This is a genomic window from Streptomyces sp. NPDC097595 (genome assembly GCF_044761525.1).
In the GTDB taxonomy this organism is placed as follows: Bacteria; Actinomycetota; Actinomycetes; order Streptomycetales; family Streptomycetaceae; genus Streptomyces; species Streptomyces drozdowiczii_A.
On sequence record NZ_JBIWCN010000022.1, the window covers coordinates 54,970 to 71,146 of the forward strand.

Below are 16,177 nucleotides of genomic sequence, written 5' to 3' on the forward strand. Positions count from 1 at the left end.
CGACGGCGTGAAGATCGGCGTGAACGTCCCCAATTTCGGCCCCGGCACCGACCCCGGCGTCCTGCGCGACTGGGCGCAGACCGTGGAGGGCCTGGGCTTCGACCTGCTGATGCTCTCCGACCACGTGGCCATCACACCCGACGTCGCCGAGCGCTACCCGGCCCCCTTCTACGAGCCCTTCACCGCCCTGTCCTGGCTCGCGGGCCTCACCACCCGCGTCCGCCTCGGCACGACGGTGCTCATCGCCCCCTACCGCCACCCTCTGCTGACCGCCCGCATGGCCGCCAACCTGGACGCGCTCAGCGGCGGGCGGCTCGTCCTCGGCGTCGGAGTGGGCTGGGCCCGGCAGGAGTTCGCCGCCCTCGGCGTCCCCTTCGAGCGGCGCGGCCGCCTCACGGACGACGTCCTGCGGGACCTCCGGGAGGCGTGGGCGGACACCGGCGCCTACGGGGACCGGCGCATCCCGGTCTGGATCGGCGGCAACAGCGACGCGGGCGTGCGGCGGGCCGTACGGTACGGCGACGCCTGGCACCCTCTGCGCTGCACGATGCCGTGGCTCCGGGAGGGCGCGGACCGGCTGCGGGCCGCCGCGTCGGAACAGGGCGCCCCTGTCCCCGCGTTCGCGCCCCGGATCGCGCTCCGGCTCACCCCGTCACCGGTCGACGGGCCCGAACGCCTCGCGGGCGAGGGCACGATCGACCAGATCATGGACGACCTGGACCGGCTGCGGCTGCTGGGCGCCGACACCGTCGTCCTCGACCCGTACCACGGCGACCCGAGCGAGACGTCCCGCCCGCAGCCCGCCCGGCGGGCGCTCGCCACGGTCGCCGCCCACCTCTCGATCACGGAGCAGCCATGACCACGACCGCCGACCACACCCTCCTCCGGCGCGCCATCGCCCTCGCCGCCGAGGCCCGCGAGAGCGGCAACCCGCCGTACGGCTCGCTCCTCGCGGCCCCGGACGGCACGGTGCTCGCGGAGGACCGCAACACGACCCTCACCGACCACGACATCACCGCCCATCCCGAGCTGAAACTCGCCCGCTGGGCGGCGGCGCAGTTGGACGCGGCGACGGCCGCCGCCACGACGATGTACACCAGCTGCGAGCCCTGCACGATGTGCGCGGCGGCCATCCAGCAGGCGGGTCTCGGTCGGGTGGTCTTCGCCCTCTCCGGCGATCAGTTGCTGGCCATCCGGCCGGGCAACGGCCGCCCGCCCGTACCGCAGGAGGGCCCCGCGCTGCTGGAAGAGGTACGGGCGGTGGTGGAGCCGTACTACCGCGTCAGGCGGCCTTGACGGATGCGATGAACGGCGCCCAGGCGGCGGCGTTGACGACGAGCGCGGGCCCGGTGGGCCGCTTGGAGTCACGGACGGGGACGAGACCGGGGTGACCGTCAGCGACTTCGAGGCAGTCCCCGCCAGAGCCGTTGCTGTAGCTGCTCTTGCGCCAGCGGGTGGTGCTCAGATCAAGGGTGGTGCTGGCCATTCCGGAACTCCTCAGCCGCCTTCTTCAGCAGGGCGAGGGACGCCTCTGGCGGCAGCGCGGCGGCCCTGAGCCGATCGTATGCGTTGCGGTACTGCTTAACGAGCCCCGGATCATCGATGGTCTGCCCGTGGTAGGCGCCCTCGGTGTAGAGCAGCGGCGGCTCGTCGTCGAAGTCCAGGATGAGCAGAGGCATCTCGCTGATGGGGCGGGTGGCCGCGTTCCACGGAAGGATCTGTAGAACGACGCGACGGCTTTGCACCAAGGCGGCGATGTGATCCAACTGCTCGGCCATCTCCTCAGGGCCCAGCAGTGGATGGCGAATCACTGACTCGTGCAGGACCACCCAGTACTCGGGCTTCTTGGGGTCGGCGAACAGCTTGGCCCGCGCCTGCCGGGCATCGATCTTGGCCTGCACCTCCTCGGGGGTGTCCAGAGGGTGCGTCGCCTGGATGACGGCTCGCGCGTAGGCGGGGGTCTGGAGGAGCCCCGGGATCAGATTGCCCGACCACTGGCTGATGGTCCGAGCGCGGACCTCCGCTTCCGCGATGTTCGCGAAGAACGCCGCGTGTCCCTTGCTTTGGGCCTCCCGCGCGTCTTCACAACGCCGAACGAAAAAGTCCGTGCCGAGCTTGCGGTCCACATGCACAGCGAGATCCGGCGGCATGCGGCGGGCGCCGTGCTCGATCGCGCTGAGCATGGGGACTCCGTAATAGCTGCCCTCAAGCAGCCTCTCCAGGGTCAGGCCCGCCGCCTCCCTCTGGTACCGCAGCTCCTTCCCGTAGAACTGCGGTACCCCCGCCGATCCGTCAATGTCCTTCGCCACCGCCGACCGCCTTTCACGCCTCGCTCTGTGGAGCGGAATTGGCTTCCACGGTAGAGGTACATACGGCAGCGTGTGAGGTGTTCGTCACAGCACGCAACCGAAAGGTGGACGGCCCTCATGGACCACGCCCCGTACGACATCGGCCCGGAGATCGACGCATTGCGCACGGCGCTCAAGGCCAACGGCATCACGCTGCCGTCATTGGGAGTTGACCCGCTGACGCTCGCCTGGACAAGCCGGCAGCCGCTCGTCGCGCTCGGTAACTGCAACACGGAGACGGCCCGTCAGCTGGCCGAGGTGCTTCAGAGGGCGGCCGGGGGATGAACGGCCTGCCGCTGACATGGGAGTTCCTGGCGGTCCCGCAGGCGGTGCCGGAGGTGCGGCAGATACTGCGGGAGTGTTTCGACGGCGAGGACGCGGGCGATCTCCTCCTGTGCGTCAGCGAGTTGCTGGCGAACGTGATCACTCACGTGGGGGAGCGCACGCCGGTCTCTTTACGGCTGAGCGCGACGCCCTCGGGGCGCGTACGGGTAGCAGTGAGCGACCCCGCGGCAGCGGTCTGGCCGGTCCTCCGCGAAACCGGCCCGGAGGGCACGTCGGGCCGCGGCCTCCAACTACTGGACGCACTCGCGCTCCGCTGGGGCGTGGACCAGAGCCCGCACCGCAAGACGGTGTGGTGCGAATTGCGGGCGCCGAAGCGTCGGGCGGACCTCCGGCCCGACGCGGCGGGGGCGGCAGCGTCATATGGATTTCTGTATAATCAACGAGGCGCGGATGTTGGGTCGGGGTGACCGGTGGGTGGTCGAGATCGAGCCGGAGGTCCGGAAGTGGCTGGAGCTCCTGAAGGACGCGCATTACGACAAGGCTGAACGCGCTGTCGACATGCTTGTGGACCGGCCGACCACGCTGGGCGAGCCGTACACCCGCCACCTCGGTGGCAAGGTTCGGGAGCTGCGCTTCACCATGGACGGCAGCGCGGTACGGATCACGTACTGGCTCGCCCCCGAACAGCGCATCGTGCTGTTGACGGTCTTCCGCAAGACCAGGCAGCGCGAGAGCGCCGAGGTCGAGCGGGCCCAGCAGGCTCAGAGGGCCTGTGAGACCGGTCATGGCCCCGCTGAGCACAGTTACGAGCGGACCGGTGAGGAGAGCCGATGAAACACTCCGAGTGGAGGACCCGCAGGACCAGGAAGCTCCTGGGGGAGACCGTCGAGGAGTCCTCCGCCTACACCGAAGCCGGGTACGCCTTCGCCCTCGGCCAAGCCGTTTACGACCGGCGGACGGCACTCGGCATGTCGCAGACGGAACTGGCACGGCGTGCCGAAATGACCCAGCCGCAGATCTCCAACATCGAGGGCGGGGACTCGGTGCCGACCCTCCCGTTGCTCACCCGACTTGCGAGGGCCCTGGATGCGTCCCTGACGATCGACCTCGACCACGACACTTCGGCCTTCACCTTCACGCCGCACGGAGGCGACGAGCCGGAGGCGGGGCGCGGAAGCGAACGGGGATCGGCGGCCTGAGGGACCGCTCCGGCCCCTGCCGGAGCGGTCGGTAGAGGCCAGGACCGTGCCGCCTTCGTAGCCCGCGACCGTGACCGGCTCCGAGGCGTCGCCGGGCTCGCGCATCAGCGCGGACCTGGTCCTCCAGGGCGAGGAAGCCGATGCCCTTCTCAAGGCCCTGGTCGGTTCCACCGAGTGGGTGGCGGGCCACAAGGCGGGCATCCCGGCGCATGAGCGGGTGATCCGGCTTCCGTTCCGCATGGTGCCGATTCTGACGCGTTCCGAACCTCGACCCGGCTCGCTCGTTCTGGCCCCAGTGGATGCCGCTCGTGAAGGACGCGGTCGCCCGCGGCGTGGTCATGCGCCGCGCGCGGATCGTCTCCGAGCCGGTCTGGAAGCGTGCCGTCCCGCACGAGAAGTACACCGTTCAGGCCCCCTGAGCTCCGCCAAGCGGTAGACGTCGGGAGCGCCGGAAACTCATCGGCGAAGGCGTCGCCCCCGGACTCACCGCACCGGGAAGCCGTACGCGTACCCCTGCTCCCGCAGCCACGGCAGGACCCGGCCCAGTGCGGCCAGGGTCTGGGAGCGGTCGCCGCCCGCGTCGTGGAAGAGGACGGTCGGGCCGTTGGCGATCTCGCTCTTGACGGTCGCGACGATGGCGTCCGCGCCGGGGTGTTCGAAGTCCTTGGTGTCGACGTTCCAGCCCAGCGGCCGCATCCCGTGCGAGGCGGCGAGCTTCCGGCTGTACGGGGTGAACGCGCCGCCCGGGGCGCGGTAGTACTGCGGGTGGACGCCGCCGGACGCCTCGGTGATCATCCGCTCGGCGTCGAGGATCTCCTTGGCCTGGTACGCCTCGGACTTCTTGTCCATGGTGACGTCGTGCGAGACGGTGTGATCGCACAGGCGGTGGCCGCCCGCCACGACGGCCTTGACCAGGTCCGGGTAGGCCCGGGCCTGCGTGCCGACCATGCAGAACGTGGCCTTGACCCCGTTCTCCTTGAGGAGCCGCAGCACCTGGGGCGTCCAGGTGGGGTCCGGCCCGTCGTCGATGGTGATGTTGACCCCTCGGGGGCCCTTGTCCGACGCGTGGACGATCTCCTCCGCGACCTTCTCGGCCACGGGCCGGCCATGGTGCGAGGGGACGGCCGCCGGCCGCTCTCCGTCGGTGGTGCCGGCCTGCGCGGTCCACACCGAAGTGGCCGCGGCCAGCGCCGTGACCCCGAGAGCCGCCGCGATGAGCCGGCTGTGCCACGTCCTCTCTCTGTGCTTCGCCATCGTCCGCCCCGCCCCTTTGTCCGCCGCCGCTTTGATTTCCGTACCGTGCCTGCACTGCTCCCAGCAGGACAGACGAAGGGGCCCCTGAGGATGCCTCTGTTACGGAGCGCGGACAAAACTGCGGGAAAGCGGCGGCAAACGGGGCCGGAAGCCCCCGATCCGCTGCCCCGCGGTGCCTAGAAGCTGTCGTACGCGGGCCGTCCCGCAGGCCGGTAGACGGCCAGGACCGTGCCGCCCTTCGTGCCCGTGACCGTGACCGGCTCCAGGGCCGTGGGGATCGCGCCGTTCGCGAAGAGGCGTTTGCCGGTGCCGAGGATGACCGGGTGGATGGTGAGGCGGTACTCGTCCACCAGGTCCTCGCGCATCAGGGTCTGGGCGAGGTCGCCGCTGCCGACGACGTTGATGTTGCGGCCCTCGGTCTCCTTGAGGCGGCGTACGGCGTCGGCGGTGTCGCCGGTCAGCAGGGTGGAGTTCTGCCAGTCCACGGACGTCAGGGTGCGGGACGCCACGTACTTGTGCATGGAGTTCATGCGTTCCGTGAACGGGTTGTCCGGGTCGGCGGTCGGCCAGTACCCGGCGAAGATGTCGTACGTCTTGCGGCCGAGCAGCATCGCGTCCGTGTCGGCGTACCAGTCGGCGATCGCCTCGCCGACGCCGTCGTCGTACGTGGGCTTCTGCCAGCCGCCGTGCGTGAAGCCGCTCTCGGGGTCCTCCTCGGGACCGCCGGGGGCCTGCATGACGCCGTCGAGGGTCAGGAACGTGGTGACGATGACCTTGCGCATGGTGGGTTCCTCTTGTCCTGGGGTGCGGGCGGCCTCAGCGGACGACGTCGAAGACGTTTTTCTGGATGCCGTTGGGGAACGCCTCGTGCTCCACGAGCTTCAGGTGCTGGGTGTCCTTGTCGGCCGCGCTGAACAGGCGCTTTCCGGCGCCGAGGAGCAGCGGGAAGACGAGGAGGTGGTAGCGGTCGATCAGACCGGCGTCGGAGAGCGCGTGGTTGAGGGTGGCGCTGCCGTGCACGATGAGCGGGCCGCCCTCGGTCTCCTTGAGCGCGGCGACCTCGTCCAGGGAGCGCAGGATGTGCGTCTCGCCCCAGGTGTCCACGAGGCCGTCCTCGGTGAGCGTGGTGGACACGACGTACTTGGGCATCGCCTTGTAGCCGGCGAACTCCTCCATGCCCGGCCACACGGGGCTGAACGCCTCGTAGCTGAGACGCCCCATCATGAGCGCCCCGGCCTCCTCCTGTTCCCGGCCCTTGATCTCGAACGCCTCGGGCAGGAAGTCGATGCCCTTGAACGTCCAGCCGGAGTTCCGGTAACCGGGCTCGCCGCCCGGGGCCTCCACGACACCGTCGAGGGAGACGAAGGCGGTGCTGATGAGTGTGCGCATGATGTCCTCGGGGTACGGGCGGCGGGTTTACATGGGTTCAGACTGCGCGCGGCCGGGAAAGTCATCGGTCCGGCGTTCCGGCGAGGTCCCTCTGATGGCAGAGTCGGTACGCATGATCGATGACGCGGTGAAAGAGCGCCTCCACAACAATCTCCGGACCGTCCGTGAGGCCATGGTCTGGAAGCTCGACGGGCTCGGCGAGTACGACATCCGGCGGCCGTTGACCTGGACCGGGACCAATCTGCTGGGGCTCGTCAAGCACCTGTCGTTCTGGGAGGCCCGGTACTTCGGGGACGTCTTCGGGCGGCCGTTCCCCGAGCCGCTTCCCCGGTGGCAGGACAACGAAGCGGGCGGGCCGGAGATGTGGGCTTCCGAGGAGGAGTCCCGGGAGGAGATCGTCGGGCGCTACCGGCGGGTGTGGGCGCACACGGACGCGACGATCGCGGCGCTGGCGCTCGACGCGCCCGGGCGGGTGGAGTGGTGGGGGCAGCCCGAGGTGCGGCTGTTCGACATCATGATCCACATGCACGGCGAGACCGCCCGCCACGCGGGCCACGCCGACATCCTCCGCGAACAGCTCGACCACGCGACGGGCCGCGTGGCCGCGTACGCCGAGCCGAGCCAGGACGACGCGTTCTGGGACGCCCACCGCGCGAAGGTCGAACGCGCGGCGAAGGCCGCCGAAGGCGCGTAACGCTCAGCCCTCCCGCCTGCGCAGCGCCCGCACCTCGCGGTCCGCCGCCCACGCGTCCGCCACCGGGCCCAGGTGGCCGAGCTTGTCCGGGTTGATGACCGAGCGGACTGTCTGGATCTGCCCGTCCACGACGTCCAGGGACAGGATGTGGAGCACGCCCCCGTCGCGCACGCGGAACAGCGCCCCCGGGCGGCCGTTGACCTCGCGCGGTTCGCAGGTGATGCCCGCCTCGGCCATGAGCGGGTAGACCGTGGCGAGCAGCCGGGCCGCGTTGTCCGCGCCGACGACCGTCCGGGCCAGCTGCGGGGCCTTGCCGCCGCCGTCGCCGACGAGCTGGACGTCGGCGGAGAGCAGGCTCCGCAGCCCGTCCACATCGCCCCGGGACAGCGCGTCGAAGAACCGGGCCGCCAGCTCGCGCTGCTCCGCGCGGTCCGCCTCGAACCGGGGCCGCCCCTCGTGCATGTGCCGTCGCGCCCGTACGAGCAGCTGACGGCAGGCCGCCTCGGAGCGGCCCACCGCCGCCGCGATGTCGCCGAAGCCGAAGGCGAAGACCTCCCGCAGCACGAACACCGACCGCTCCAGCGGACTCAGCCGTTCCAGGAGCAGCAGCGACGCCATCGACACCGAGTCCGCCAGCTCGGCGGCCCGCGCCGGGTCCGCGTACGGGTCTTCCAGCAGCGGCTCCGGCAGCCACGGGCCGACGTACTCCTCCCGCCGCACCCGGGCCGACCGCAGCACGTCGATCGCGATCCGGGTCACCGTGGTCGAGAGGAACGCCTTCACCGAATCCGGCCGGGTGGCCGAGGCGTCGTAACGGAGCCAGGTCTCCTGGACGGCGTCCTCCGCCTCCGCGACGCTGCCCAGGATGCGGTACGCGATCGAGAACAGCAGCGCCCGCAACTCCTCGAACTCCTCGGCCTTGCCCATGCCCGTTCCTCTCCCTCGCCGCTTCCGCTCAGTGGAACTGTCCGGGCTTGTAGTCGCCCGCCGGCTGCTGCGTGATGATGTTCAGCCGGTTCACCGCGTTCATGAACGAGACCAGCATGACGAGCGCGGTCAACTGCTCCTCGTCGTAGAACGTGGCGGCGTACGCCCAGGTGTCGTCGTCCACCCCGGTCGCGGCGTCGGCCGTACGCGTGCCCTGCTCGGCGAGGGCGAGGGCCGCGCGCTCGGCGTCCGTGAAGACGGTGGCCTCCCGCCAGGCCACGACGAGATTCAGCCGCACCGCGCTCTCCCCGGCCGCGACGGCCTCCTTGGTGTGCATGTCGATGCAGGCCGCGCAGCCGTTGATCTGGCTGACGCGCAGGGCGACGAGCTCCTGCGTCGCGGCGGGCAGCGGCGACTCCTTCAGCTCCCGACCGACGGCCATGAAGTACTTGAGGGCCTTCCCGGCGACGGGGCTCGTGAAGTAGTTGATCCGTGCGTTCATCGGGTGCTCCTCGGGATCGCTGCGGTGCGTACATTCCCGGGACGAGACAGGGGGGTGCGGCTGTGACATGGGGGCCGCGCGATGTGACGCGGGTTACATCGTCCGTACGCGTACGGCCTCGGCGGCCCAGTCGAGCGCGGGCGCCTGGCTCTCCGGGGCCGGCCAGCCGTTGATCACGGCGAGCAGTTCCACGTACCGGTCGCGGCGAGGGTCGTTGAGGCTTCGGAGCCGGGGCAGGAGCCCGTCCGGGCGGGCGTGCTCGGCGGTGAGGGCCGCGACGACCGGGTCCGCGTCGGGCGAGGCGGGGTCGAGCCCGGCGGCCAGGGCGGGGGCGACGAGATCGCGTACGGCGGCGGCGAAGGTGCGCCGGGGGACGCCGCCCGGGGGCTGCTCGGCCGCGAGCTCCCGGAGGGTCCGCCGCAGCCCGGCGCGGAAATCGGGGTCCTGGGCCAGCGCGGCCCACTCCGCCCAGGCGCGGGCCCGGTCGGGGTCGGACGGGTCGGGCAGTTCGGGGGTGAGGGTGCGGGCGACGCCGTCGAGCGCGAGGCCGTCGAAGACCGCGTGCAGGAAGTCGGCGACGAGGCGCCGGCGTTCGTCGTCGGTGAGCCGGGCGAGCTGATGCATGAGATCGGTCTCCTCGGGGGTGAGCCGGCGCTCGGCCACGGCGGCCAGCAGCGCCTGCCGCAGGCGTAGGACGCGGATCTGCGCCTCCAGCGCCTCCACGTGCGCCGCGGCGACGTCGGGCAACGACAGCTCCCGGTCGGCCACCTTGCGGATCGTGTCCAGGCCGAGCCCGAGCTCCCGCAGCGTCCGTACGAGCGCGAGACGCGCCGCGGCGTCGGGGCCGTAGCGGCGGTAGCCGGCCGGGGTGCGGGCGGACGGCGTCACGATCCCGCGATCGGAGTAGTACCGGATCGTCTTCACACTGAGCCCGGTCCGCCGGGCCAGCTCCCCGATCGAGAGGAGCGCGTTGCCGTCCATGGGGCCAGCTTGGGGTCTCCTGCCGGGGGAGACGCAAGCCGGGCTCGTACGCTTGCTCGCACAGAGGGGCGGGGCCATGGTCGTATACACGCCGGCGGATCAGCTGGAAGAGGCGCGCACCGAGACCGACGCCGCCACCCTCCACCAACTGGCGCGCACCCCGTACGTCTTCGTCCGGCAGGCGCTCGCCGCCAACCCGGCCACGGAGCCCGGCACCTTGCTGGCCCTGACCGGGACCCGCGACAGCCCCTGGAACGACAACAAGCTCCTGCTCCTTCTGGCGCAGCACCCCCACGCCGACCGGGCCGTCCTGCGGGCCGTCCTCGACGCCGTCGCGGCCAGGCTCACCGAGGGCGAACGCCCGTACGGGGCGGTGCTCGCGCTGGCGGCCCGCCCGGAGCTGACACCGGCGGAGGTGCGCCGGCTCGCCTCGCTGCACGGGGCGTCGGCACGACTCCGCAGCGGACTGGAACGGCGACTGGCCCTTCGTACATCTCCTTGAGTAGCGCCCGCGCCGACCCGAGGAGACCCGCATGAACCGGAACCTTTCCGTTCCCGCCGTCGCCGCCGCCGTACTCCTCGCCGCCGGGTGCGGCGGGGCTGCCGAGCAGGCGCCGCAGAGGCGCGCCGCGAACCCGGCGCCGTCCCGCGCGGCCGGGCTCCAACTCCCCGCGCGCGCGGCCGTACTCGTCCCCGAGACGCACGGCTCCGCCGACCTCGACCTCAAGCGGTTCACGCCCGGGCAGGGCGTCTACACGATCTACGCCCGCTGCACGGGCAAGGGCCGGGTGACGATCGTCGACGCCGACCGGCCCGAGGCCGACCCCAGCCGCGTCGCCTGCGACCAGGTCGTCACCGTGGGCCGGGTGTACAGCGAGGTGGAGGCGCAGGCACTCCGGATGCGGGTGCGGGGCGGGACGGCCACCTGGACGGTGGCGGTCGTGGCCGGTGCGCACGACGTGTGAAGCCGCAGGGCCCGGTCCGGGCGGACGCCAACTCGCCTGACAGCATGCGCCCATGACCACCGAGCACATACGGACCCGGGGCGAGGCGATGGTTGCCGCCGCCCTGGACAAGGACGGCAGGACCGCCCGCAGGCACAGTGACTTCTTCGTCTTCGGGCACCACATCGACGAGGGAATCCCCTACTGGGAGCGCGCCGTCGAGGCGGGGGACATCTGGGCGCACTACACGCTCGCCCGGTACCGGAAGGTCCGGGGCGACCGGGATGCGGCGGAGGCGCTGTACCGGGCCGTCGCGGAGTTCGACGCGGGGTGTGCGTACGGGCTCGGGGTGCTGCTGCGTGAGGACGGCCGGAACGACGAGGCCGCCGAGTGGCTGCGGCACGCGTGGGAGTACGGGCGGCACCTCGAAGCCAAGATCGACCTGGGGAAGCTCATGGCCGCCGAGGGGCGGGCCGCGGAGGCGTCCGCGTTCCTGATGAGCGACACCGGGCTGGGGGACATCGCGGTCTTCCGCTGGTCGCAGCTCTTCGACTCGTTCGAGGAGGTCTTCGACCGGGTCGCCGCGGCCCTGGACAGCGCCGAGGCCGACGAGGACGGCGCGGCCGCCCTGGCGGCGGTGCGGGAACTCTTCGAGCTGGACGCGCACTTCGCGGACTACCCGGGACTCGCCCCGCGCGCCGACGCGCTCTACCGCCGGGGCTCCGCGCTCAGCGCCGAGGCGGGGATGTACTACGCGATGTTCCTCACCGAGACCGGCGAGGAGTCCTGGCCCGAGGCCATCGAGCTGCTGCTCCGGGCCCGCGAGGCGGGGGTGTCGCAGGCCGCCGCGGTGTTGGGCAACGAGTGCGAGAAGCGGGGCGAGTTGGCGGAGGCCGAGCGCGCCCACCTGCTCGCCGTCGAGGCGGGCGAGGAGGCGTCGAAGTGGAACCTCGGCATGCTGTGCCTGCGCCTGGGCCGGTACGACGAGGCCGAGCGCTGGTTCGGTGAGTTCGGCGAGGACGACAAGGACGCCGTGCAGCAGCTCGCCCGGATCGCCGCGCTCCGCGAGGGCGGCCCGCGCGCCGCCGACGAGCCGGACTACCGGCAGCTGCCCGTACTGCGCGAGCGGGCCGAGGCGGGGGACGTACGGGCGGGTTACGAGTTTGCCGCGATGCTCAACGACTGGCGCGGCAAGAACGCCCGCCACCTGATCCCCTGGATGGAGCCCGCCGCCCGCGCCGGGGACCCGGACGCGGCGTACGACGTGGCACAGCTGTGCGCGAAGCTGCGCCGCTTCACCGACCGCGACACGTGGCACCGCAAGTCCGCCGAGGCGGGGGACCAGCACTCCTGCCACCACATGGGCTGGCTCTCCGACTTCCACCACGACTACCAGGAGTCCGAGCGCTGGTACGTCCGCGCGGCCGGTCTCGGCTCCCGCCTGGACTCCATGATCGCGGGCAAGCTGATGGTCCAGCGCCAGGCGTACGCGGAGGCCGAACCGTACCTCCGCCGAGCCTGGGAGGAGGGCGACGACAACGACGCCTTCCGCACGGAGACCGCCGGCTACTACGGCACCGCTCTGCGCCACCTGGGCCGCCTGGACGAGGCCATGACCCTTCTGGCGACCGCCGCCGAGGGCTGGCGCGACGTACGCCGCCTCTACGGCACGGACGACCTGGACGTCCTGTCCCGGATGATCGACCCGGCGAAGGAACTGGAGGCGCTGGACGAGCAGCTGGACGCGGAGCTCGACGCGGATCAGTAGGGGTCTTCGTGGGGATTTCATCAACCGGAACGCTCGCGTTCTGGACGCCGACAGTGTTCGTGTGTGCGGTCATCGCCGTAGTGGTGTGGCGTCGACAGCGCGAGACCGGTCTGCTCCGGCCGGTCTCGATGGTGGCGCTGTGCTGCATGGCGTTGCTCAACGCCGTGACGGCATGGCTTCTCGGGGCCTCCCAGGTCGGTCTGGACCTGAAGGAGTCCTGCGAGTTCCGGCACGGCGTGTCCTTCGACGAGGCGTGGAACGACGTGCATTACGCGGAGTCCCAGAAGTTCTTTCCACTGCACTCGAAATGCAGCGCGACCGTGGATCTCGTGCCCGCGTGGGTCAACCCCGCGATCATCGCTCTCACGCTTCTCGCCGTCGGCTTTCTGTGCGGGGCCGTCTGCCTCCGAGTGCGTGATTTCGTCCAGGGAGGAGGGGAGACGTCTGCCTGAGGCGCCGCCCCTACCTCGGCGGCAGCGGGGGCCGCCTGAGGTTCGGGGCCGTGTCGTACGTCGGCGGGGTCGCCGGGGGATGGGCGGCGAGGAGGTCCAGGGCGGTGCGGACCGCGTCGTCCAGGACCGCGTAGCGGCCCTCCGCCCAGTCCAGGGGGGTGCGCAGCGCCTCCAGGTCCGGTTCGACGCCGTGGTTCTCGACGGACCAGCCGTACGTGTCGAACCAGGCGGCGTTCATCGGCACCGTGATCACCGTGCCGTCGCCCAGGCGGTGGCGGCCGGTCATGCCGACGACGCCGCCCCAGGTGCGCTGGCCGACGACCGGGCCCAGCTTCAGCAGGCGGAACGCGGCGGTGATCATGTCGCCGTCGGATGAGGTGGCCTCGTCGGCCAGGGCGACGACGGGGCCCCGGGGAGCGTTGGAGGCGTACGAGACGGGCTGGGCGTTGCGGGTCAGGTCCCAGCCCAGGATCGTACGGGTGAGCTTCTCCACGACCAGCTCGCTGATGTGGCCGCCGGCGTTGCCGCGTACGTCCACGATGAGCGCGGGGCGGGAGACCTCCATGCGCAGGTCGCGGTTGAACTGGGCCCAGCCGGAACCGCCCATGTCGGGGATGTGGAGGTAGCCGCACCGCCCCCCGCTCAGCTCCCGGACCACCTCGCGGCGCTTGGCGACCCAGTCCTGGTAGCGCAGGGGCCGTTCGTCGACGAGGGGGACGATCGCGATGCGGCGCGGCCGGCCCCCGCCCTCCGCCGGGCGGAAGGTCAGCTCGACCGTCGTGCCGCCCGCCGCCGCCAGCAGCGGATACGGGCCGGCGACCGGGTCGACCGGGCGCCCGTCCACATGGGTCAGCACCGCCCCCTCGCGGATGCCCGTACCGGCCAGCGGGGAACGCGCCTTGGAGTCCGACGAGTCGCCGGGCAGGATGCGCAGCAGGGTCCAGTCCCCGTCCCGGCACGCGAAGTTGGCGCCGAGCAGGCCGATCGCGCGCTGGTAGTGCGGCGGGCCCTCGTTGCGGCGCGCGGGCGCCACGTACGCGTGCGAGGTGCCCAGCTCGCCCAGCACCTCGCGCAGCAGGTCCGCGAACTCGTCGGGCGTGGCGACGCGTTCGACGAGCGGCCGGTACTGGTCCAGGACCGCCGGCCAGTCGATGCCGCACATGTCCGGCTCCCAGAAGTACGAGCGGATGATGCGGCCCGCCTCGTCGTACGCGCCCCGCCACTCCGCCGCCGGGTCCACGTCGTGCAGGATGCGGCGCAGGTCGAGATAGACGGTCGAGTCGTTGTCGCCGGGCTCCGTGGCGGGGACCGCGCGCAGCTCGCCGTCGTCCATCACGACCAGCCGGGACGCGTCGCCGCTGACCTCGAACCAGTCGAGGTGGCCCACGAGTTCGGTCTTCTTCGCCTTGGCGATGTTGAAGTATTCCAGGGTCGGCCGGCCCGACATGTCCGCCGGGTTGGCGAAGGTCTCGCCGAGCGCCCCGGAGATCGGCCAGCGCAGCCACACCAGACCGCCGCCGCTGACCGGCGCCAGCGCGGAGTACTTCGACGCGGAGACCGGGAACGGGGTGACCCGGCTCTGCAAGCCCTCGAACTCGACGGTGACCGTCGACCCCTCCGTCATCCCCGCCTCGGCCGAGTCCACCGGGTCCAGGCCGCCCGCCGCCGGCCGCCCGTCGGGCAGCAGCGCGAAGGGGGACGGGGTCGCCGAGGAGAGCGGCACCAGGTAGGGGCGGCAGCCGAGCGGGAAGGACAGGTCGCCGGTGTGGACGTCGTACACCGGGTCGAAGCCGCGCCAGGACAGGAACGCCAGATAGCGGCCGTCCCCGGTGAAGACCGGGTTCTCGTCCTCGAAGCGGCCGTTGGTGACGTCCACGATCGCGGGCTCGCCCGGACCGCCGATCCGGGCCAGCTTGATCTTGCGCAGCGAGCGGCCGATCCCCGGGTGCGACCAGGTCAGCCAGGCGCCGTCCGGGGAAAAGGCCAGGTCGCGGACGGGCCCGTTGACGGACCGGATCAGCTCGACCGGCTCGCCGGTGGCCGTCTCCTCGTCGGTGTCCAGGAGCAGCAGGCGGCCGTCGTGCGAGGCGATGGCGAGGCGTTCGCCGTCCGGGTCGGAGACCAGCTCCTGGACCCGGCCGATCTTGCCCCAGGCGAGGCGGCGGACCGGGCGGTCGCCGCTGGCGCGCGGCAGCGGGGCGATCTCGACCGCGTCCTCGCCCTCCGCGTCGGTGACGTACGCGACCTCGCCCCCGCTGCCCAGCATCTCCGGCAGCCGCACCCGTACCCCCGGCGTGTCCGCGATGGTGCGGGCGGGCCCGTCGCGGTGCGTGAGCCAGTACAGGCTGCCGCGTACCGACACGGCACTCGCCCGGCCCGTCTCATCCACGGACACCGCGTCCACATGGCTCGACGCCGGGACCTGGTACGTACGCCGCCCCGCGCGCGGGCCGCCGAGCCGGACCTCCAGCTTCCGGGGCACCGCGTCCGGCGTCTCCAGGTCGTCCACGAGCCACAGCTCGCCCGCGCACTGGTAGACCACCCGGCGCCCGTCGCTCGCCGCGTGCCGGGCGTAGAACGCGTCGTGGTCGGTGTGGCGGCGCAGGTCCGTGCCATCGGGGCGGCAGGAGTAGAGGTTGCCGACGCCCTCGTGGTCGGAGAGGAACGCGATCCGGCCGCCGACGAACATCGGGGTGTCGAGGTGCCCGCCGATGTCCGGGAGCAGCCGCTCGCCGTGCAGCCAGAGGCGGCCCATGGCCCCGCCCCGGTAGCGCTTCCAGGCCGCCGGTTCGTGCGGCGGGGTGCCGGTCAGCAGCAGGGTGCGGCGCTCGCCGCCGGTGTCGGCGACCGCGATGTCCGAGACCGGGCCCCAGGGCAGCTTGCCGCCGGGGCCGCCGTCGGTGGGGACGCTGTAGGCCCAGGAGAAGTAGGAGAACGGCTGGCCGTGCGAGGAGACGGCGAGGATCTGCGCCGCGTCGCCGGGGTCGGGCGTCCAGCCGCAGACCCGGGTGTCGGTGGAGCCCCAGTAGGTGAGCCGGCGGGACGGTCCGCCGGCGACCGGGGCGAGGTGGATCTCCGGGTCGAGGCTCCGCCACGACGTGTACGCGATCCGGGTCCCGTCGGGCGAGAACCGGGGGTGGCCGACTCTGGTGCGGTCGACGGTGACCCGCCAGGCCCGGCCGGGGCGCTCGCCCTCGGCAGCGAGCGGGGCGACCCACAGGTCGTCCTCGGCCGCGAAGCAGAGCAGATCCTCGTGGAGGTGCGGGAACCGGAGATACGAGACGTCGTCACTCACCCCCCAATGCTTTCCGCGCGAGGGGGGCCCGGCAACTCAGGGAGGCCCGCTTTTTGTGGTGCGAGCCACAAACGAAACCGTTTCGTTTCGCTCGGCGGGCGAGGTACCGTTCTGCTGTACGAAACGGTTTCGTTCGATA

Annotated in this window: 20 protein-coding genes and 1 pseudogene; 12 read left to right on the plus strand and 9 right to left on the minus strand. The window is 71.9% G+C overall.

The window, feature by feature from the left end:
- Window positions 1-7 precede the first annotated feature (7 nt).
- Both ACIQZN_RS28900 and ACIQZN_RS28905 read left to right on the plus strand, forming a co-directional pair.
- Window positions 8-859: an LLM class flavin-dependent oxidoreductase gene (locus ACIQZN_RS28900; RefSeq protein ID WP_403999881.1), complete on the plus strand. Its 852-nt coding sequence runs from the start codon at window positions 8-10 to the stop codon at window positions 857-859.
- On the plus strand, window positions 856-1,296 hold the full coding sequence (locus ACIQZN_RS28905; protein WP_403999883.1) for a nucleoside deaminase: 441 nt from the start codon (window positions 856-858) through the stop codon (window positions 1,294-1,296). Before ACIQZN_RS28900 ends, ACIQZN_RS28905 begins: the two co-directional genes overlap by 4 nt.
- Here ACIQZN_RS28905 and ACIQZN_RS28910 read toward each other — a convergent pair.
- The gene (locus ACIQZN_RS28910; RefSeq protein WP_403999886.1) at window positions 1,283-1,486 is read right to left on the minus strand and encodes a DUF397 domain-containing protein; all 204 of its coding nucleotides are present in this window, start codon (window positions 1,484-1,486) and stop codon (window positions 1,283-1,285) included. The two genes, ACIQZN_RS28905 and ACIQZN_RS28910, sit on opposite strands and share 14 nt — an antisense overlap.
- A complete protein-coding gene (locus ACIQZN_RS28915; protein ID WP_403999889.1) occupies window positions 1,467-2,309 on the minus strand; it encodes a helix-turn-helix domain-containing protein in 843 nt (280 codons plus the stop codon). Before ACIQZN_RS28915 ends, ACIQZN_RS28910 begins: the two co-directional genes overlap by 20 nt.
- A gap of 117 nt (window positions 2,310-2,426) precedes the next feature.
- Between ACIQZN_RS28915 and ACIQZN_RS28920 the strand changes: the two genes are divergently transcribed.
- The 5 genes and pseudogenes from ACIQZN_RS28920 to ACIQZN_RS28940 all read left to right on the plus strand — a co-directional run.
- Window positions 2,427-2,633, plus strand: coding sequence for a hypothetical protein (locus tag ACIQZN_RS28920; RefSeq protein ID WP_403999892.1), 207 nt, complete (start codon window positions 2,427-2,429; stop codon window positions 2,631-2,633).
- The gene (locus ACIQZN_RS28925) at window positions 2,630-3,100 is read left to right on the plus strand and encodes an ATP-binding protein (RefSeq protein WP_403999895.1); all 471 of its coding nucleotides are present in this window, start codon (window positions 2,630-2,632) and stop codon (window positions 3,098-3,100) included. The genes ACIQZN_RS28920 and ACIQZN_RS28925 overlap by 4 nt, the downstream gene beginning before the upstream one ends.
- On the plus strand, window positions 3,084-3,467 hold the full coding sequence (locus tag ACIQZN_RS28930) for a type II toxin-antitoxin system RelE/ParE family toxin (protein WP_403999897.1): 384 nt from the start codon (window positions 3,084-3,086) through the stop codon (window positions 3,465-3,467). Before ACIQZN_RS28925 ends, ACIQZN_RS28930 begins: the two co-directional genes overlap by 17 nt.
- Window positions 3,464-3,832 (plus strand): helix-turn-helix domain-containing protein, encoded by a 369-nt coding sequence (locus ACIQZN_RS28935; protein ID WP_403999900.1) that lies wholly within the window; start codon window positions 3,464-3,466, stop codon window positions 3,830-3,832. Before ACIQZN_RS28930 ends, ACIQZN_RS28935 begins: the two co-directional genes overlap by 4 nt.
- Before the next feature lie 257 nt (window positions 3,833-4,089).
- Window positions 4,090-4,203: pseudogene (locus ACIQZN_RS28940) on the plus strand (DUF6879 family protein); the annotation flags it as partial.
- Window positions 4,204-4,315: 112 nt separating this feature from the next.
- Here the strand turns inward: ACIQZN_RS28940 and ACIQZN_RS28945 are convergent.
- The 3 genes from ACIQZN_RS28945 to ACIQZN_RS28955 all read right to left on the minus strand — a co-directional run bounded on the left by ACIQZN_RS28945 (window position 4,316) and on the right by ACIQZN_RS28955 (window position 6,475).
- Window positions 4,316-5,086, minus strand: a complete 771-nt coding sequence (locus ACIQZN_RS28945) for a polysaccharide deacetylase family protein (RefSeq protein ID WP_403999902.1) — start codon at window positions 5,084-5,086, stop codon at window positions 4,316-4,318.
- A gap of 176 nt (window positions 5,087-5,262) precedes the next feature.
- The gene (locus ACIQZN_RS28950) at window positions 5,263-5,868 is read right to left on the minus strand and encodes a dihydrofolate reductase family protein (protein WP_403999905.1); all 606 of its coding nucleotides are present in this window, start codon (window positions 5,866-5,868) and stop codon (window positions 5,263-5,265) included.
- Between the two features lie 34 nt (window positions 5,869-5,902).
- The gene (locus ACIQZN_RS28955) at window positions 5,903-6,475 is read right to left on the minus strand and encodes a dihydrofolate reductase family protein (RefSeq protein WP_403999908.1); all 573 of its coding nucleotides are present in this window, start codon (window positions 6,473-6,475) and stop codon (window positions 5,903-5,905) included.
- Window positions 6,476-6,569: 94 nt separating this feature from the next.
- On the opposite strand from ACIQZN_RS28955, the gene ACIQZN_RS28960 reads away from it, so the two are divergent.
- The gene (locus tag ACIQZN_RS28960) at window positions 6,570-7,169 is read left to right on the plus strand and encodes a DinB family protein (protein WP_403999911.1); all 600 of its coding nucleotides are present in this window, start codon (window positions 6,570-6,572) and stop codon (window positions 7,167-7,169) included.
- Between the two features lie 3 nt (window positions 7,170-7,172).
- Here the strand turns inward: ACIQZN_RS28960 and ACIQZN_RS28965 are convergent, their stop codons facing one another.
- The 3 genes from ACIQZN_RS28965 to ACIQZN_RS28975 all read right to left on the minus strand — a co-directional run bounded on the left by ACIQZN_RS28965 (window position 7,173) and on the right by ACIQZN_RS28975 (window position 9,579).
- Window positions 7,173-8,096, minus strand: a complete 924-nt coding sequence (locus tag ACIQZN_RS28965; protein ID WP_403999914.1) for an RNA polymerase sigma-70 factor — start codon at window positions 8,094-8,096, stop codon at window positions 7,173-7,175.
- Between the two features lie 28 nt (window positions 8,097-8,124).
- Entirely contained in the window at window positions 8,125-8,598 is a 474-nt protein-coding gene (locus tag ACIQZN_RS28970) for a carboxymuconolactone decarboxylase family protein (RefSeq protein ID WP_403999917.1), read from the minus strand.
- Window positions 8,599-8,691: 93 nt separating this feature from the next.
- The gene (locus tag ACIQZN_RS28975; RefSeq protein WP_403999920.1) at window positions 8,692-9,579 is read right to left on the minus strand and encodes a MerR family transcriptional regulator; all 888 of its coding nucleotides are present in this window, start codon (window positions 9,577-9,579) and stop codon (window positions 8,692-8,694) included.
- 76 nt (window positions 9,580-9,655) lie between these two features.
- On the opposite strand from ACIQZN_RS28975, the gene ACIQZN_RS28980 reads away from it, so the two are divergent.
- The 4 genes from ACIQZN_RS28980 to ACIQZN_RS28995 are packed head-to-tail and all read left to right on the plus strand — an operon-like array spanning window position 9,656 to window position 12,743.
- Window positions 9,656-10,081: a hypothetical protein gene (locus tag ACIQZN_RS28980; RefSeq protein ID WP_403999923.1), complete on the plus strand. Its 426-nt coding sequence runs from the start codon at window positions 9,656-9,658 to the stop codon at window positions 10,079-10,081.
- A 31-nt stretch (window positions 10,082-10,112) separates the two neighbouring features.
- A complete protein-coding gene (locus ACIQZN_RS28985; protein ID WP_403999926.1) occupies window positions 10,113-10,544 on the plus strand; it encodes a hypothetical protein in 432 nt (143 codons plus the stop codon).
- A gap of 52 nt (window positions 10,545-10,596) precedes the next feature.
- Window positions 10,597-12,291, plus strand: coding sequence for a sel1 repeat family protein (locus tag ACIQZN_RS28990; protein ID WP_403999929.1), 1,695 nt, complete (start codon window positions 10,597-10,599; stop codon window positions 12,289-12,291).
- An 8-nt stretch (window positions 12,292-12,299) separates the two neighbouring features.
- Window positions 12,300-12,743, plus strand: a complete 444-nt coding sequence (locus ACIQZN_RS28995; protein WP_403999932.1) for a hypothetical protein — start codon at window positions 12,300-12,302, stop codon at window positions 12,741-12,743.
- Window positions 12,744-12,753: 10 nt separating this feature from the next.
- Here the strand turns inward: ACIQZN_RS28995 and ACIQZN_RS29000 are convergent, their stop codons facing one another.
- On the minus strand, window positions 12,754-16,038 hold the full coding sequence (locus ACIQZN_RS29000; protein WP_403999935.1) for a S41 family peptidase: 3,285 nt from the start codon (window positions 16,036-16,038) through the stop codon (window positions 12,754-12,756).
- Window positions 16,039-16,177: the final 139 nt, after the last annotated feature.

Coding starts and splice junctions, on each gene's coding strand:
- ACIQZN_RS28990 (WP_403999929.1), top strand. CDS start 10,597: ATGACCACCGAGCACATACGGACCCGGGGCGAGGCGATGGTTGCCGCC.
- ACIQZN_RS28960 (WP_403999911.1), top strand. CDS start 6,570: ATGGCAGAGTCGGTACGCATGATCGATGACGCGGTGAAAGAGCGCCTC.
- ACIQZN_RS28905 (WP_403999883.1), top strand. CDS start 856: ATGACCACGACCGCCGACCACACCCTCCTCCGGCGCGCCATCGCCCTC.
- ACIQZN_RS28935 (WP_403999900.1), top strand. CDS start 3,464: ATGAAACACTCCGAGTGGAGGACCCGCAGGACCAGGAAGCTCCTGGGG.
- ACIQZN_RS28925 (WP_403999895.1), top strand. CDS start 2,630: ATGAACGGCCTGCCGCTGACATGGGAGTTCCTGGCGGTCCCGCAGGCG.
- ACIQZN_RS28980 (WP_403999923.1), top strand. CDS start 9,656: ATGGTCGTATACACGCCGGCGGATCAGCTGGAAGAGGCGCGCACCGAG.
- ACIQZN_RS28970 (WP_403999917.1), bottom strand. CDS start 8,598: ATGAACGCACGGATCAACTACTTCACGAGCCCCGTCGCCGGGAAGGCC.
- ACIQZN_RS28930 (WP_403999897.1), top strand. CDS start 3,084: ATGTTGGGTCGGGGTGACCGGTGGGTGGTCGAGATCGAGCCGGAGGTC.
- ACIQZN_RS28965 (WP_403999914.1), bottom strand. CDS start 8,096: ATGGGCAAGGCCGAGGAGTTCGAGGAGTTGCGGGCGCTGCTGTTCTCG.
- ACIQZN_RS28910 (WP_403999886.1), bottom strand. CDS start 1,486: ATGGCCAGCACCACCCTTGATCTGAGCACCACCCGCTGGCGCAAGAGC.
- ACIQZN_RS28945 (WP_403999902.1), bottom strand. CDS start 5,086: ATGGCGAAGCACAGAGAGAGGACGTGGCACAGCCGGCTCATCGCGGCG.
- ACIQZN_RS28950 (WP_403999905.1), bottom strand. CDS start 5,868: ATGCGCAAGGTCATCGTCACCACGTTCCTGACCCTCGACGGCGTCATG.
- ACIQZN_RS28920 (WP_403999892.1), top strand. CDS start 2,427: ATGGACCACGCCCCGTACGACATCGGCCCGGAGATCGACGCATTGCGC.
- ACIQZN_RS28975 (WP_403999920.1), bottom strand. CDS start 9,579: ATGGACGGCAACGCGCTCCTCTCGATCGGGGAGCTGGCCCGGCGGACC.
- ACIQZN_RS28955 (WP_403999908.1), bottom strand. CDS start 6,475: ATGCGCACACTCATCAGCACCGCCTTCGTCTCCCTCGACGGTGTCGTG.
- ACIQZN_RS28985 (WP_403999926.1), top strand. CDS start 10,113: ATGAACCGGAACCTTTCCGTTCCCGCCGTCGCCGCCGCCGTACTCCTC.